The organism is Actinomyces bouchesdurhonensis (assembly GCF_963540955.1).
GTDB lineage: Bacteria > Actinomycetota > Actinomycetes > Actinomycetales > Actinomycetaceae > Pauljensenia > Pauljensenia bouchesdurhonensis.
In genome coordinates, this window is record NZ_CAUTSL010000002.1 from 1 (window position 1) to 14,402 (window position 14,402).

General features: G+C 63.1%; 14 protein-coding genes. 6 read left to right on the forward strand and 8 right to left on the reverse strand.

The window, feature by feature from the left end; all coding sequences use genetic code 11:
• The 3 genes from RYL44_RS00465 to RYL44_RS00475 form a co-directional block, all read right to left on the reverse strand.
• A partial coding sequence (locus tag RYL44_RS00465; RefSeq protein ID WP_314974751.1) for a hypothetical protein occupies positions 1-755 on the reverse strand: 755 nt, incomplete at its 3' end.
• A gap of 47 nt (positions 756-802) precedes the next feature.
• A complete protein-coding gene (locus RYL44_RS00470; RefSeq protein WP_073982605.1) occupies positions 803-1,258 on the reverse strand; it encodes a hypothetical protein in 456 nt (151 codons plus the stop codon).
• 108 nt (positions 1,259-1,366) lie between these two features.
• Positions 1,367-2,929 (reverse strand): TrkH family potassium uptake protein, encoded by a 1,563-nt coding sequence (locus RYL44_RS00475; RefSeq protein ID WP_314974752.1) that lies wholly within the window; start codon positions 2,927-2,929, stop codon positions 1,367-1,369.
• A gap of 140 nt (positions 2,930-3,069) precedes the next feature.
• Here RYL44_RS00475 and RYL44_RS00480 point away from each other — a divergent pair, with 140 nt between their 5' ends.
• From RYL44_RS00480 to RYL44_RS00490, 3 genes are all read left to right on the forward strand, one after another.
• Positions 3,070-3,288: a helix-turn-helix domain-containing protein gene (locus RYL44_RS00480; protein WP_073982607.1), complete on the forward strand. Its 219-nt coding sequence runs from the start codon at positions 3,070-3,072 to the stop codon at positions 3,286-3,288.
• Between the two features lie 84 nt (positions 3,289-3,372).
• Positions 3,373-3,471 carry a 30S ribosomal protein bS22 gene (locus RYL44_RS00485; RefSeq protein ID WP_003792170.1) on the forward strand — a complete coding sequence of 33 codons (99 nt, stop codon included), beginning with the start codon at positions 3,373-3,375 and terminating at the stop codon, positions 3,469-3,471.
• A 64-nt stretch (positions 3,472-3,535) separates the two neighbouring features.
• On the forward strand, positions 3,536-4,204 hold the full coding sequence (locus RYL44_RS00490) for a histidine phosphatase family protein (protein ID WP_314974753.1): 669 nt from the start codon (positions 3,536-3,538) through the stop codon (positions 4,202-4,204).
• A gap of 69 nt (positions 4,205-4,273) precedes the next feature.
• Here the strand turns inward: RYL44_RS00490 and RYL44_RS00495 are convergent, their stop codons facing one another.
• Positions 4,274-4,636, reverse strand: a complete 363-nt coding sequence (locus RYL44_RS00495) for a phospholipase (protein ID WP_314974754.1) — start codon at positions 4,634-4,636, stop codon at positions 4,274-4,276.
• Between the two features lie 66 nt (positions 4,637-4,702).
• Positions 4,703-5,608 carry a ribokinase gene (locus RYL44_RS00500; RefSeq protein ID WP_073982624.1) on the reverse strand — a complete coding sequence of 302 codons (906 nt, stop codon included), beginning with the start codon at positions 5,606-5,608 and terminating at the stop codon, positions 4,703-4,705.
• A 165-nt stretch (positions 5,609-5,773) separates the two neighbouring features.
• On the opposite strand from RYL44_RS00500, the gene RYL44_RS00505 reads away from it, so the two are divergent.
• Positions 5,774-7,204: an MFS transporter gene (locus RYL44_RS00505; RefSeq protein WP_314974755.1), complete on the forward strand. Its 1,431-nt coding sequence runs from the start codon at positions 5,774-5,776 to the stop codon at positions 7,202-7,204.
• Positions 7,205-7,326: 122 nt separating this feature from the next.
• Here RYL44_RS00505 and RYL44_RS00510 read toward each other — a convergent pair whose 3' ends face one another.
• Positions 7,327-8,220 (reverse strand): 1,4-dihydroxy-2-naphthoate polyprenyltransferase, encoded by an 894-nt coding sequence (locus tag RYL44_RS00510; protein WP_314974756.1) that lies wholly within the window; start codon positions 8,218-8,220, stop codon positions 7,327-7,329.
• A gap of 43 nt (positions 8,221-8,263) precedes the next feature.
• Entirely contained in the window at positions 8,264-9,586 is a 1,323-nt protein-coding gene (locus RYL44_RS00515; protein WP_314974757.1) for an AMP-binding protein, read from the reverse strand.
• 206 nt (positions 9,587-9,792) lie between these two features.
• Between RYL44_RS00515 and RYL44_RS00520 the strand changes: the two genes are divergently transcribed.
• Positions 9,793-11,235 carry a L,D-transpeptidase family protein gene (locus RYL44_RS00520; protein WP_314974758.1) on the forward strand — a complete coding sequence of 481 codons (1,443 nt, stop codon included), beginning with the start codon at positions 9,793-9,795 and terminating at the stop codon, positions 11,233-11,235.
• A 655-nt stretch (positions 11,236-11,890) separates the two neighbouring features.
• On the forward strand, positions 11,891-13,624 hold the full coding sequence (locus RYL44_RS00525) for a glycoside hydrolase family 13 protein (protein ID WP_314974759.1): 1,734 nt from the start codon (positions 11,891-11,893) through the stop codon (positions 13,622-13,624).
• A gap of 50 nt (positions 13,625-13,674) precedes the next feature.
• On the opposite strand, the gene RYL44_RS00530 is transcribed toward RYL44_RS00525, so the two are convergent.
• Positions 13,675-14,391: a hypothetical protein gene (locus RYL44_RS00530; protein WP_314974760.1), complete on the reverse strand. Its 717-nt coding sequence runs from the start codon at positions 14,389-14,391 to the stop codon at positions 13,675-13,677.
• Between the last annotated feature and the right edge of the window lie 11 nt (positions 14,392-14,402).

Consider the following 14,402-nt stretch of genomic DNA (forward strand, 5'->3'; position numbering starts at 1 on the left):
AGAGTGAAGGGGTTGACGGGGAGCGTCAGGTCGGTGAACGGGCCGACGGTGCCGTCTTCGGACTCATAAAAGGCTTGTTCGGCATCGGCCTCGACGAGGGGGTCATCCGTGGTGGGGATGGTGGCCCCCTCTTCGGTGTTCCACACGCAGGTTGTCATGTGGACGTTGTCAATCAGAAGCTTGTCGAGCTCCGAATAGGACGGGCTGGCGTTGCACTGGGCGTTCCTTATATCCGTCAGCCGATATTCGAATCGCGTGAAGTGTGCGGTTTCGAAGGCGGAGGCGATCTGGTTCAGGTATTCCATGGGCGCGCGCGCCTGGAATCGTCCGTCCTCGTCGAGAGAATAGAAGGCGTGGCGTGCATCGTAGGCGTAGTCGGCAGTGAGGGTGCAAATGCCGCTCTGGTACTCAGCTGTGCTGTGGTAGTTGGGAGCGCTTCCCGACCAGAAGGTGTCTGTCAGCGTTTTGCATTCGTCCATGGTGATCTCGGAACTCGGATAGATACTCACCAGGGTCATGCCCAGTTTGCTAACGCTGACGAAATCTCCGAGGTCATCGCTGGCGCCGTACGTCAGGGACGCAGTGATCTTGACCTCGCGACCCGGTAAGAGGGGCGTGTCAGGCGCGTTGCTGACGGGGGCCGAGGGAACAGGAACGGGCGTACGTGCTGCGTTACTGGGTGAGGCGACACCAGTGACGCAGGCGAGCACCCCGACCACGCATGCCAGCGTGCGCAGCAGCGTTGTCTTTGTCATGAATCTCCTCCTGTGTGCCGGTAGCTGTAGTGGCTTCGCGGGTTCGCTTAGTAGCGTGGGGGCCGCCTTCTATTTGCGGACAGAACATCTCCTGGATATTGCTTCCAGTACGCTTTCGACTCCTCTGACTCGTAGACGGCGTCGATTCCAGAAAGGGACGTCGTGAGGCCGGCGATCGTTGTGTTCAGTTGTGTTTCCGAGACGGAGTCGGTGTTGGAGATCTGCTGGAGGGCGGTGTCCAGGTGCTGGGCGACATCGGAGGCGTTCTGAGCCATTTGCGTCAGGGCCTTGTATTCGGCGTTGAGGTATTCCTTGTAGGTTCTACCGAAGGTCGCGGGACCCTGCAGGCTGCTCCATTTTTCCGATGTTTGGCCGTCTGCCGCGGCCTTAATTTCCGCGGCGGCACTGTTGAGCTGCGCGACGATCCCATCTCCGTCGCGCGTAATGAGATCAATCCATCCCTTCCATTGTGCTCGTGTGATGTCGAGGCGGTTGTCCTCCATGATGTGTCTCCTTTGCGCGGGCATGCCCAGGTGAGGCACAGACTAGCAGAGGGGAAGGCGCGATAAAAGTCGTTTCGCTCTTTGGAAGCGGCCCGGGAGCGGTGTGCCTTAGCCGATGATCGGTTGTTCTTCAGGCATGCGGATGACGCGGGAACGTTCGCGTAGTGCGAGTGCGGCTGCGACGGTCATCGACCCGGTGCGTCCCGCGAACATGAGAGCGATGAGCACGTACTTTGCGGCCACCGGCAGGTTGGGTGTGATGCCTGTGGACAGGCCGACCGTGGCGAATGCGGAGACGGTTTCGAATAGGATGATGTCGAGGGAATGGTCTGTCATTGACATGAGGAGGACGACGGACATGGCTACCATCGCGAGGCCTAGCAGGGAGACGGCGACCGCCAGACGCACGGTTGAGGTGGGGATGCGTCGCCCGAACGTCTCGATGTCGCGGTCGCCTCGGGCTTCGGCGATGACGGCCAGGACCAGTACAGCGAAGGTCGTTACCTTCACGCCGCCCGCGGTGGAGGCGGAGCCTCCGCCGATCATCATGAGTATGTCCTGAATGAAGTGGGTCTGAGAGTGCATCGCGCCCACGTCGAGGGCGGACAGGCCAGAGGATCGCGAGTTGACGCCGGCGAGCATGGCGTTGAGGATTTTTGACGGGGTGTCGATGGCTCCCAACGTCGCAGGATTGTGCCATTCGGTCAGTGCCAGGGTGAGGGCGCCGATGAAGGCGAGGATCAGGTAGGTGGACAGCGTCAGTTTCGTGTGTAAGCGCCACCGGCGCGGGCTGCGTAGGTTCTTGGAGACGTCCATGATGACGGGGAAGCCGATTGCGCCCACGGTTGTTCCCAGGATGATGGGGATCAGTATCCACCAGTCGGTGACGTGTGGGGTGAGTCCTTCGGGTAGGATTACGAAGCCCGCGTTGTTGAATACGGAGATCGCCATGAAGACTGCGTCCCAGATGGCGCGCGCGGGGTTGATGCCCATCGTGAGGAAGCGTGGCGCGAACATGATGGCTAGGAGTGCTTGCATGCTCAGTGAGGTCGCGATGACGGCTTTGAGTAGCGTGGAGATCTGGCCCATGGCCCCGGTTCCGGTTTCCTGCGTGGCCAGCATGCGCTGGGTGAGGCCGAGGTGTCGGGAGACGGCGAAGCCGAGGATCGATGCGAGTGTCATGACGCCGAGGCCGCCGACGACGATGCCGGCGGCGATGACGGCCTGCCCGAAGGGGGACCAGTAGGTCGCAGTATCAACTGTTGTGAGACCTGTCACGCAGACGGCGGAGACGGCGGTGAAGAGAACGTCGACGAAGGGCGCGGACGTGTCGGTCGCGGACGCGATGGGCGCCATGAGCAGGAGGGTGATGACCCCGATGATGAGCGCGAAGGTGCTCAGGGCGAGTCGGGCGGGTGAGTAGCGTGCCTGCTTCGAGAGCCATGCGCGGATTCGTTGGATGTGTGATGTGGGGACTTGCGGGTGTGGGCCGCTGGGGCCGCCGGGGACCTGGCGAACGATGGGGGAAGGCTGCGGACTCAGGCTTTCAGCTGAAATCGTAGGGGACGAGGCCGTGGATCGTTTCCGTATGAGGGAGCGTGTGGCGCTGGGTTCGGTGCGTAGGCGAGGGGGCTTGGGCCGCCTGGTGTGTCGTTTGCGTGGCCGTGCCATCACTGCTCCTTAACGACTCTGCAACAAACGTGGATAAAGTTGCAGTTTCCATGTGGTTGGGCAGTAGTATATTTCGTGAGGCTACGTAAGCGGTGAACGAACGGGTTTAGCGCGCCTCGCGAGCATACTGGGAGTCATTAATGGAACAGCAGTCGGCGCCGCGCTTTATGACCGTCACGGAAGTGGCGGACATCATGCGCGTCTCTAAAATGACTGTGTACCGGTTGATTCACAGTGGGGAAATGCCCGCGATTCGCGTCGGGAAGAGCTTCCGGGTCCCAGAGGCTGCGGTCGCTCAGATGATTCAGGCAGGTATGGCGGATCACTCCGGTGGCCAGTCTCGCGTCATTGGCGGGTAGTATAGGCACGATGTGCCCGCTCCGGGCACCCATCATCAATCAGCGGTAGTACCTCTGCCGCCCACACTACGAGGGAGGAACCCCATGGGCTCCGTCATCAAGAAGCGCCGCAAGCGCATGGCGAAGAAGAAGCACCGCAAGCTCCTGCGTAAGACGCGTCACCAGCGTCGCAATAAGAAGTGAGCGAGTGGAGGCCCGGCCAGATGGCCGGGCCTCTCGTGTCTGTGGACCCCTATACTTGTCTGTTATGGACCGCACCATCATTCACGTCATGCGTCACGGAGAAGTGGACAATCCCACCGGCGTTCTGTACGGCAGGCTGCCTGGTTTTGGGCTGACGGAGCTGGGGTATCAGATGGCGGCTCGCGGTGCTGCTTATCTGGTGGATTCGGGGGCGGATATTGCCCGCGTCATCTCTTCGCCCTTGCTGCGTGCCCAGTTGACGGCGGCGCCGACTGCCGCCGCCTATGGTCTGAGCATTGCTACCGATCCGCGCCTCATTGAATCGGATAACGTCTTTGAGGGGCTTGCAGTTAATTCGAATCGCGCGATGCTGGCCAACCCGAAGTACTACAAGTATTACTGCAATCCGTTGCGTCCCTCCTGGGGGGAGCCTTATCGCGATGTCGCGTCTCGGATGAGTGCCGCGCTGTCTGCAGCGCTGCGTGAGGCCAGGGGGCGCGAGGCTTTGCTCGTTTCCCATCAGAATCCGATCGTGACGCTGACGCGTTTCATTAATGGTCAGCCTTTGGCGCACTCGCCTCAGTCGCGGCACTGTTCGCTCGCGTCTATCACGTCGTTTATTTTCTCCGGCGCCACGCTCGTGGGAACTTCCTACGTGGAACCGGCGGCGGACCTCGTCGCTCTGGCTCAGGACATGACGCCAGGTGATTCGGCGGCTGATCTTCGTCGGTGACGCGTCGGCGCCTGGTTGGATGGTGCTGAGGCTTCGTGGATTCGCGCGGGTCGCGTCGGGCTGTCTGGCTTAGCTGGCCGGGGGTTCGTCGTTGTCTTCGCCTTGCTCGCGCTTGCGCCGCTCTTCTTCGCGGCGCTTGCGTTGGATGTCGCGTTCGAGGCGGAAGAGGAACTCGGGGTCGTCGTCGGGCGCGATGGGGTGAGAGGGCTTGGTTGGGCGGCTTTGCTGCGTTTTTTCGGCGCGCGACACCCAGCGCAGAACTAGCCATACGATCGGGCCGATGGCCGCGATCGTCGCTGTGAAGAGGATGATGAGTAGCCAGATCGGTTTGGGGAGCTTGCCGGGCATCTCGTCTTCGGGCGTGCGGTGCCAGTCTGCGGCCGCGTAGATGGTGAGCGCAAGCATGACGACGAAGAAGAAAACCCTGGCCATGTCCCTAGTGTACGGGCGTGTGGTGTCTCACGCGGTCGCGTTCGCTTCCCGGGCAATTCGTTGTTCTTAGTTGCGCGTGATCGTCGGTAGTGCCGCGTAGGAGGAGGCTGCGCCTGGTGCGAGGATGGCTGTGGCTCCTGCCCGCATGCCGTCTGTTATGGCTTCGCTGAAGGGTTTGCCGAGCGTCAGTGCCGCCGCTAGTGCGCCGACGAACGCGTCGCCCGCGCCCGTGGTGTCTACGGTTTGTCCGAGGGTGATCGCTGGGGAGTGTTGGGCCTGCGCGCCCGATGCCCATGCTGTGCCTTTGCTGCCCAGCGTCACGACCACGTGGCGCGGACCCATGCCGCGCAGGGCTTGCGCCGCGCCGATCGCTTCGAGCGGGGTTGCGGGTGCGGGTAAGCCGAGTGTCAGTCCTGCTTCGGATTCGTTGACGACCAGGATGTCTACCCGTGAGAGCGTCGTCGGGTCGCTTGCGCGCACGGGTGCTAGGTTGAGGAGGACGCGCGCGCCGAAGGAGTGTGCCCATGCGAGAGCGGCGGCGTTCGCTTCGGCGGGAATCTCCGCTTGGAGGACGACGATGTCCGAGGGGGTGGGGAATAACGAGGCTTTGGCTGGTTCGATTGTTGCCGCGCGGTTTGCGCCTGCGTCCAGGATGATCGTGTTTTCTCCGTTGGCAGACACGGTGATAAGTGCGGTTCCCGAGGGGGAATCCACTTCGCGTAGGTATGAGGTGTCCACCCCGTGGGCGGCGAGGTCTGTGCGCAGGCGGTGTCCTGCTAGGTCGGTCCCGACGGCGCCGATGAAGACTGTGGGGACGCCGGAGCGCGCGGCGGCTGCTGCCTGGTTGGCTCCTTTTCCGCCGAGGCCGTAGGTCAGCGAGGATCCTGAGAGTGTTTCTCCGGGCTTGGGGAAACGGTTGACGGTGACAGTCACATCATGATTGATGGAACCGACAACGATGACGCGTGCCATGAGATCTCCTATGTGAGGGATGCTTCATTGTGTCATGTCACAGAGCGAACATACAGCGTTGGAGTGGCGAGTTTCGGCGAGTTCCCAACAGTTAAGTGTGACTTAATTGTTAAACCAGTTTCCTGCAATACTGCTAAAACGATGCTTTATGGTGAACTATTCGCCGTGCGTAGCCTTCGATACCTCGTTTCAACGCGACCGACAGCCCCTTCCTGCCGCGTCACCACCATCCCCTCCCAGGTAATCCGGACGGGGGCCACGGCCTCGTCCCCCACGCGCGGGGCCGCCACCATGCAGGCCCCAACAGGCCACGCCGCGCGCGTCCTGTTGCCCCTCCTCGGCATCTACGCACTCGGCACCGTCTCCCTGCAAGGCTTCAACCTCGTCTACCTGCGCGTCGCCGCCGACATCGGCGCCGGCGACGCGTCCGGCCTGATCACTGCCATCCCCGGCATCGTCCTCGGCGTCGCATGCTTCCTGTACGGCACCCTCGGCGACTTCATCCCTCTGCGCCGCATCGTCGACGCAGGCGTCGCCCTCATCGTCGCCGGTTCCCTCCTCGGTTTCCTCTTCTCCTCCTCCCTGGTCGGCATCATCATTGCTCGCGCCCTCCAAACCCTCGGCTACCAAGCCGCCGCGTCCGCCTACATGATCCTCGCCACCGGCATTGCTGACCCCAAGCGCCGCAGCCTCTACGTCGGCCTCATGTGCGCCGCCTTCCAGGGGGGAACCGCCATCGGCATGCTTTCAGGGGGCCTCCTCGCCGACGTCAACTGGGCGCTCCTGCTCCTCATCCCCCTCGGCGGACTCGCCTTCGCGCCCATCATGGGGCGCCGCGTCCCCGCCCGCGCCAGCGCCGGTCGCGTCGACGTCGTCGGCCTCGCAATCTTTTCCGGCCTGGCTCTCCTGCTCACCCTGGCCGCTTCCGACCCCTGCTGGTGGCTCATCGGCGGACTCATCCTCGGCGGCGTCATCTTCTGGCGCTACATCGGTCGCGCCCGCTCCCCCTTCATCACCCGCTCCTTCTTCACCAACGTCCCCTGGGCGCGCTCCGTCAGCCTCATCGTCATCATCTACTGCATGAACTTCACGGTCGCGCCCCTCATGAACGGCATCGGTGCCCTCACCTATGGGCTGAATCCCGCGCAAGTATCCATCCGGCTCCTGCCCGCCTACTGTGTCGCCCTCACCACCGCGATGACATCCGGGACCGTCATGGCCCGCATTGGACGCGGAGCCACCGTGCGCGGATGCGTCAGCCTCATCCTCGCCGGAACCGCGCTGCTCGCCCTCTTCATGAGTTCCGGCCCGTGGATCATCACCGCCTCCATGTGTCTCATCTACGCCGGCTTCGGTGCCCTCTTCACCCCCATCTACGACACCGTTTTTGCCACCGTCGCCCCCGGCCAAAACGGTCGCGCCGTCGCCATGAACGACCTGGCCATGCAAGGCAGCGCCGCCATCGGCATCGGCGTCTTCACTCCCTGGCTCGCTTCCGGTTCCTTCCACGCCATCGCCCTCGTCTGCGTCGGGGCCGCCACCACCGGCATCCTCGGCGACTGGACCCACGAATACCTCTACCGCAAGGGACGCTGACCCCCTTTCAGCGAGCGCCCGCCCCCTTTCTGAGGAGCGCTTTCTGAAGAGCGCGCCCCGGCCTCGTCAATGCGCGCGACAAGCGCCCCGTGCCCAGTGCTACACCCGACCCGGCCTCGTCCCTAGGAGAGAACCAGCGCCAGGGCAGCAAGAAGCGCCCACGCGAGCGTAAAAAACCCCGTATTGCGCAGGACCACGATCAACGCCCGACCCGATGCCCCAGTCAACACAGGCAGACTCACCCCCACCGCCCAACTGGCCGCGCCCGCACCCAATGCGCACGTTCCCAGCGGGTGCAAGCCAATCGCAACACCGAGCGCCACGATCATCCCTACCGGCACCCACGCGCAGGCCGCAAACACCCAGCGCGACGCGCGCTCGCCCAAACGCACGGCAGCCGTCGTCTTACCCGACACCCGATCCGTTGGAATATCACGGATGTTGTTCGCCATCAGCAATGCCACCGACAGAAGACCCAACGCCGACGCGCTCATCCACAGCCACCACGGCGCCGCCTGCACCTGCGTCCATGTCGTCCCCACGCACGCCAGCAAACCAAAGAATACGAACACCATCAACTCCGACAGACCGATCCCCATATAAGCGTAGGGGTGCTTGCCGCCCGTATAGAACCACGCGGCTCCCACCGCTGCGCCGCCCGCCGCGATCAGCCACCACGTACCCGACACCGCAACCAGAGTGAGTCCCGCGACACCCGCCAACGCAAAACACCCCAATGCGACCGACAGCACCGTCTTCGGCTTGGCGAGGCCACCGCCCGTCAGACGCGCCGGCCCCTGGCGATTATCATCCGTGCCGCGAATCCCGTCCGAATAATCGTTCGCATAGTTGACACCCACTTGCAGGGCCAATGCCACCACGAGCGCCAAGCACGCACGCCCCACATCAAACCCTCCCAGGTAATGCGCTGCCGCCGACCCGACGATCACGGGTGCGGCGGCAGCAGGCAGGGTGCGCAGGCGAGCGCCTTCAATCCAATCCGTCACGGTAGCCATGGCTACCAGTGTAAGTGGCGGAGCGCCGGGAGCGGACAGTAGGCTAGCGAACCCACTCCCTCTCAGTACCCACGGCCGCGTTCGCGGCCTTCGCGGCAGCAGATCGGTCGATCTTGTCGAAACCCAGATAGGGGAGAGATTCCACCGCGACGACGCGGCGCGGCGCCTGAGCGCGTCCGATGCGGGCGGCTGCGTGGTCGCGCACCGCGTTGCCCAGCTTCGCCATTTCCAGTGAATCCGACGGCATGTGGCGAGGGATAACGAGGGCCGTTACGATGTGACCCCACTTCTCATCGGGGGTCCCCAGCATCCACGCGTCAGAAATGTTTTCGTAGGAGCGCACGGCGCGGCGCACAGGCCCCGGAGCGATCGATAAGCCCCCGGAGACAATGACATCGTCCGCGCGCCCATGCACCTCAACCTTACCGGAGGCGCGGATAGAACCCATGTCGCCCGAGATAAGCCAACGGTGGCCGCCCTCCTCGAAGAATGGGCTGTCCGCGTCCAGGTAGCGCGTCATCAGGATCGGCCCGTTGAACGCCAGGCGCGTGCGCCCATCCCAATCGACCGCGCGAACGGTCACGCCGGGCATGGGTTCGCCGTCGTAGACGCAGCCGCCCGACGTTTCCGTCATGCCGTACGTCGTGCGTACTTTCAAGCCGGCATCCAGTGCCCGCTGCAGCAGGCTCTGGCTGATAGCCGCGCCGCCCACAAGGATTGTTGACAGGGAGCGAAGGGCGCTCATAATCTCCTCGCCGGCCTCCAAACATTGGACGAGCTGTGTGGGCACGAGCGAGAGATAGCTCGGCATGTCGTCCTGCGTCACGCCCGCGATCGCGGGAAGCAGAGCGTCGGGGTCAAAGCCGTCCGTTGTGTCAACGACCTGCGGGTTTGTTCCCGCGACAGCCGCGCGCAGCAGGACCATTGCGCCTGCGATGTGGTGCGTTGGCAGAGCGAGAATCCACCGTCCCGGGCCATCCAGCGTCAGCTCGGTAGCCCTGGCGGAGGCGATCAGGGCGTCGATCGACAGTCCAACGAGGCGTGGCTTGCCCGCGCTCGACCCTGACGTTGCGATGATGAGATCCACGCCGTCGAGAAAGTGCGGATCGTTTGTGATCTGATCGGCGAGACCGGGGTACTCTTCGGGTGCAAACGCCTCTTCGGGCGTCGCCGCGCAGTCGCGTAGCGTGCCCGGCGGAACCGACGCAGGATCGCGCAGAAAGACAACGGTGCGCGGTGCCGGGTGCTTCGGGTCGGCGGTGCGTTCTTCGTGCAGCTCGACGAGCTTGTGGATGGACGCGTTAGCCAACGCGACGGCATTGATCGCTGTGCCGCCAGGTACGACAAGAATTCGCGGTGCAGCCATGATGAGCCTCCCTAGATCGACGTCGAACGCGGATACTATAAGGATAAGTGTTTGTCTTCTCGCAGGTGGCGAGCCTGTTGGCGGCACTGATCACGTTTGAGGCATGAAATCTTGATATTTCGGTCATTTTTATGTGGCCAAGGACGCAGCTGAAAATTCAACCTCCTACTTTCACAAGGATACGCGAGGCGATAGGATGAACGGCGATGTTCAAGAATCTATCCTCCAAAACTAGATGGGCGATCGGCGCCGCATGCGCCCTCGTCCTCCTCGTGATCTGTGCGGTCATCGTGTACGCGGCCAACTACTCCGGTCGCGTCCTGCCTGGCACCACGGTCGCAGGGACCGCCGTTGATGGCATGACCCGTGACCAGGTCATCGCATCCGTCACCTCGCGAGCCGACGCCACGAACGTGACCCTCACCGTTGATGGAATGGCCACCACGGCCTCGCTCAACGAAGCGGGCGTCACGGTTGATGCCGACGCGACCGCCGACGAAGCTATGAAAGGCTCAACCTCCCTTCCCGCCTTCGTGCGCGCAATGTTTTCAGCGCGCTCCGTCGAACCCGTGACGACCGTCAGCGACGACTCCATCAAGAAGCTCGCGGCAACTGTTAACTCCACCCTGACCTCGGAAATGAAGGACGCGCAGGTCGTCATCGCGCAAGACGGTGAATCATTCACGGTCACGCCCTCGCAGAACGGAAACGGCGTCTCCTCCGACGAGATCGCCGCTGCCGTCAAACAGGCAGGCGCCACCCTGACCTCCGTCAGCCAGGACCTCTCCGTCTCCCAGATGGAACCCTCCATCACCACCGAAGACGCCCAGGACGCCGCGGACAAAGCCAACGACATGCTCGACACAGAGATCGACATCTCCGACGGCATTGATACCTTCACCGCCGAGCGCTCCGACAAAGTCCACTGGATCGAATTCCTCACCAAGGACGACGGTACTCTCGACGAACCCAGCATCGATGCCGTCAAGGTCGCCGACTGGGTCAACGCCCTGGCGGCCACCACCGACGTCAAGCCTGAAAACCGCGTCGAGAACGTCGACTCCTCTGGCAATGTTCTGACCACCGCCCGTGAAGGCAAGAAGGGTCTTAAAACCAACAACGCTGAGGAGATCACGAAGGGCGTCGTCGATGCTATGACTGCTGGCACCCCTTACGAGGGTCTCTTCCACTACGACGACGTCGAGTCCGGCTCCGAAACCAAGCAGGTCGCCGAAGGCGTCGAAAACCTGGCGTATCAGGCAGCCGAAGGCGAGAAGTGGGTTGACATTAACCTCTCCGAAGCCACGGTCACCGCGTACGTCGGCGGTACAGTTGCGGGCGGCCCCTTCTACATGGTCCCAGGCGCCCCCGACACGCCCACCGTGACCGGCACCTTCCACGTCTACCTCAAGTACGATGTGCAGACCATGCGCGGCGAGAACGCCGACGGTAGCAAGTATGAAACCGAAGGCGTCCCGTGGGTCACCTACTTCACCGGCTCCTACGCGATGCACGGCGCGCCCTGGCGTTCCTCCTTCGGTTGGAACGGCTACGGTGGCTCCCACGGCTGCGTGAACATGCCCGTGGACGCCGCGAAGTTCATCTACGACTGGACCGATATGGGCGACACGGTGGTCGTGCACTATTGATTGTCGGCACTGAGCATCGCGGGCCGGAACCGAGAGGTTCCGGCCCGCTCTCTGTCGCTGTGGGGTTGGCTGCGTGGCAGTGAGAGCTGCGGGCGCGGTGCTGGGCGTACTGATGGTTCTCGGATCGGTGATGCGTAGACAGATGGGTTGCGGTTTCGCGGATAGGTTGTGCGTATCCGGATAGGTTGTGCGTATCCGGATAGCTTAATAACCTATCCGGATGTTCGTTACCTATCCGGATGTTCGTTACCTGTCCGGATGTGCATGTATCAAGGTATTTCGACGCTCGTCGCGGTGTGAGGTCGTTGTGGGTGGCGCGTTGTGCACCGTGCTGGACCTGCTGGAGTGGTTCCCCCGCAATGTCGCACGCAATTTCCATGTAAACCTTTTGAATCCTGAAATTGTATCGTTGGAATTGCAACGTTTGTGGCGGATCTTGAAGATTCAAGGAAGGGAATTACGTGCGAGATTTATGGGGACACCATAGGGCGCTTGTGTCGGCGTGTCGTTGCAATTGCCCGGCTGGTGGCTGCTCGGCCTGCGAACTTGGCGCGGGCCCTGAGACGCGGTAGTCTGCGGCTGATGGCTGACAGTAAGCCGCTAGTGACACGGGGCTAGCGGCTGCGTGCGTTCCCCGACTCTTGGCAGGTGCTCCATGTTCTTCTCTCGCGATGCTCTGAACCCCGCAGGCAACGGCCCGGGTCCCGACGAGTGGTGGAAGGGCGCGGTCGTCTACCAGATCTACCCGCGCTCCTTCAAGGACTCCGACGGCGACGGCTTCGGGGACCTCGAGGGGATCCGATCCAAGCTCGACTACCTGCAGGCCCTCGGCGTGGATGTCCTGTGGCTCTCGCCGATCTACGCCTCCCCGCAGGCGGACAACGGCTACGACATCGCCGACTACTACGACATCGACCCCATGTTCGGCACGCTGTCAGACTTCGACCGGCTGCTGGAGGGCGTCCACGAGCGGGGCATGCGCCTCGTCATGGACCTGGTCGTCAACCACTCCTCCGACGAGAACCCGTGGTTCGTGGAGTCGCGCTCCTCGCGGGAGAACCCGAAGCGCGACTGGTACATCTGGCGTGACCCTCGGCCCGGGTGCGTGGGAGGCGAGGCCGGGGCGCAGCCTAACAACTGGGGGTCCTTCTTCTCCGGCTCGGCCTGGGCGTGGGACGAGGCTACGGGCCAGTACTACCTGCACCTGTTCCACAAGAAGCAGCCCGACCTGAACTGGGACAACCCCGACGTGCGCGCCGCCGTCTATCGCATGATGAACTGGTGGCTCGACCGTGGCGTTGACGGATTCCGTATGGACGTCATCAACCTGATCTCGAAGGATCCGGGCCTGCCCGACGGCGTCGTCTACCCGGGGCGCGCGTGGGGCGAGGGTTTCCCGCATTTCTCGCAAGGCCCGCACCTGCACGAATACCTCGCCGAGATGCGACGCGAGGTATTCGATGGGCGCGTCGGCACTATGACGGTTGGGGAGTGCCCGGGCGTGCGCCGCGATAACGTCCTGTTGTTCACGGACCCGGCCCGGCGCGAACTTGACATGGTGTTCCAGTTCGACCACGTCGACCTCGGCCTCGAAGCGGGGAAGTTCCACCCGCGCCCGCTGCGCCCCGGCGAGCTCGCCGACTGCCTGAGCGCCTGGCAGGAGGCCCAGGGCGAGGTCGGCTGGAACAGCCTCTACTTGGATAATCATGACCAGCCGCGCGCCGTCAGCCGTTTCGGCGACGAATCGTACCGCTACGAGTCGGCGACCGCCCTGGCCACCGCCCTGCACATGCTGCGTGGCACCCCCTACGTGTACCAGGGCGAGGAGCTCGGCATGACCAACGGGGTTTTCCATGGCCTCGACGATTTCCGTGATGTTGAGGCGCTGCGCTACTACCGCGAGGCCGTGGCGACGGGGGAGAGCCCCGAGGCCGTCCTGGCGGGTATGCGCGCGACCGGCCGCGACAACGCGCGCACGCCCGTCCAGTGGGACGCGAGCGAGCACGCCGGTTTCACGGAGGGGGACCCGTGGATTGGCGTCACCCCGAACTATCGGGAGATCAACGCCGCCTCCCAGGTCGGCGACCCGTCTTCCGTGTACGCCTACTATCGCGCGCTCGCGGACGTCCGCCACTGCCTGCCGGTGATCGCCTCCGGGATGTTCGAGAGAATTGCGACCCCTTCGCCTGCGGTCTTCGCTTACCGGCGCACCCTCGGCGAGGCCGTGGCAACGGTCTTCGTTAACCTTTCCTCACAGTCCGCGTCTCTCGGCGAGGCGGCGCGTGGGGTGGTCGGCGAGCTGCTTCTTTCCAACCGTGACCTGCCCGAGGCCGATCGGGGAGTCCCGGCAGTCCTGGAGCCGTGGGAGGCGCGCGTTTACCTCGCCTGAGGGGCGCGTGGCCCCTGGGTGCTGGCGTATTTTCGTGTACACATCATGAATCATTTATCCGGGGCGCACTCCATCGTCGGCGTCGCACCGTCGTAAGCGAAGTCGATGGTGCACGTAAACCGGGGGTGCTCGTAGTTGATCGTCCAGTAGTCGGGGTTCTTGGGGGTGGCTTCCATGCGGTAGCTGCCGGGGAAAAGGTAGTGCCAGCCTTGTGGGTTGTCGATCGATATATCCCCCACCCGCACACTGCGTAGGTTATCCGGCTCAAGCAGGCTGGTCGTTGTCCCGAAAGATGGATCTTCAATGTGCCACCAGCCGAGCTTGCCGTTGGCCTTGTCCTTCTGTGAGAGAAAGGTGACGATCGGCGCTGAGACGTCTGTTCCATCATTGAAGGAAACGTGCCCTTCGATCGAGTAGGGGTTATCGATGTTATCGACTGGCTCGATGGATATAGTGCTGGGAGCGTGCGCGTGCGCAGCATCGGACAGGAATTCAATGGAATCGCCATCGTCGTGGGGGTCTTGAAGGTATGGCGAATACGACAGCGCTTCGTCGTATTTGCCGCCTTCGATGAGTTCGATATAGCGAGTCCACGCTTCGACGCGCGTCAGGTTTGGAACGCGCGTTGAGTGCCACCAGTATCCGCCTCCTGCGATGGCGGTCACGAGGCCCACGCACGAGGCGGCGGCAACCCAGCGTTTGCGCCGCGACGGGCGCGACGGCGACTCCGTCGACGAGTCGTTCGTTGCTGTCTCGGTGCGTGTCATGGATCCTCCCA

Bases quoted from the DNA above. Each gene is read 5' to 3' on its own strand.
- RYL44_RS00470 (WP_073982605.1), bottom strand. From the start codon at position 1,258: ATGGAGGACAACCGCCTCGACATCACACGAGCACAATGGAAGGGATGG.
- RYL44_RS00475 (WP_314974752.1), bottom strand. From the start codon at position 2,929: ATGGCACGGCCACGCAAACGACACACCAGGCGGCCCAAGCCCCCTCGC.
- RYL44_RS00480 (WP_073982607.1), top strand. From the start codon at position 3,070: ATGGAACAGCAGTCGGCGCCGCGCTTTATGACCGTCACGGAAGTGGCG.
- RYL44_RS00485 (WP_003792170.1), top strand. From the start codon at position 3,373: ATGGGCTCCGTCATCAAGAAGCGCCGCAAGCGCATGGCGAAGAAGAAG.
- RYL44_RS00490 (WP_314974753.1), top strand. From the start codon at position 3,536: ATGGACCGCACCATCATTCACGTCATGCGTCACGGAGAAGTGGACAAT.
- RYL44_RS00495 (WP_314974754.1), bottom strand. From the start codon at position 4,636: ATGGCCAGGGTTTTCTTCTTCGTCGTCATGCTTGCGCTCACCATCTAC.
- RYL44_RS00500 (WP_073982624.1), bottom strand. From the start codon at position 5,608: ATGGCACGCGTCATCGTTGTCGGTTCCATCAATCATGATGTGACTGTC.
- RYL44_RS00510 (WP_314974756.1), bottom strand. From the start codon at position 8,220: ATGGCTACCGTGACGGATTGGATTGAAGGCGCTCGCCTGCGCACCCTG.
- RYL44_RS00515 (WP_314974757.1), bottom strand. From the start codon at position 9,586: ATGGCTGCACCGCGAATTCTTGTCGTACCTGGCGGCACAGCGATCAAT.
- RYL44_RS00520 (WP_314974758.1), top strand. From the start codon at position 9,793: ATGTTCAAGAATCTATCCTCCAAAACTAGATGGGCGATCGGCGCCGCA.
- RYL44_RS00525 (WP_314974759.1), top strand. From the start codon at position 11,891: ATGTTCTTCTCTCGCGATGCTCTGAACCCCGCAGGCAACGGCCCGGGT.
- RYL44_RS00530 (WP_314974760.1), bottom strand. From the start codon at position 14,391: ATGACACGCACCGAGACAGCAACGAACGACTCGTCGACGGAGTCGCCG.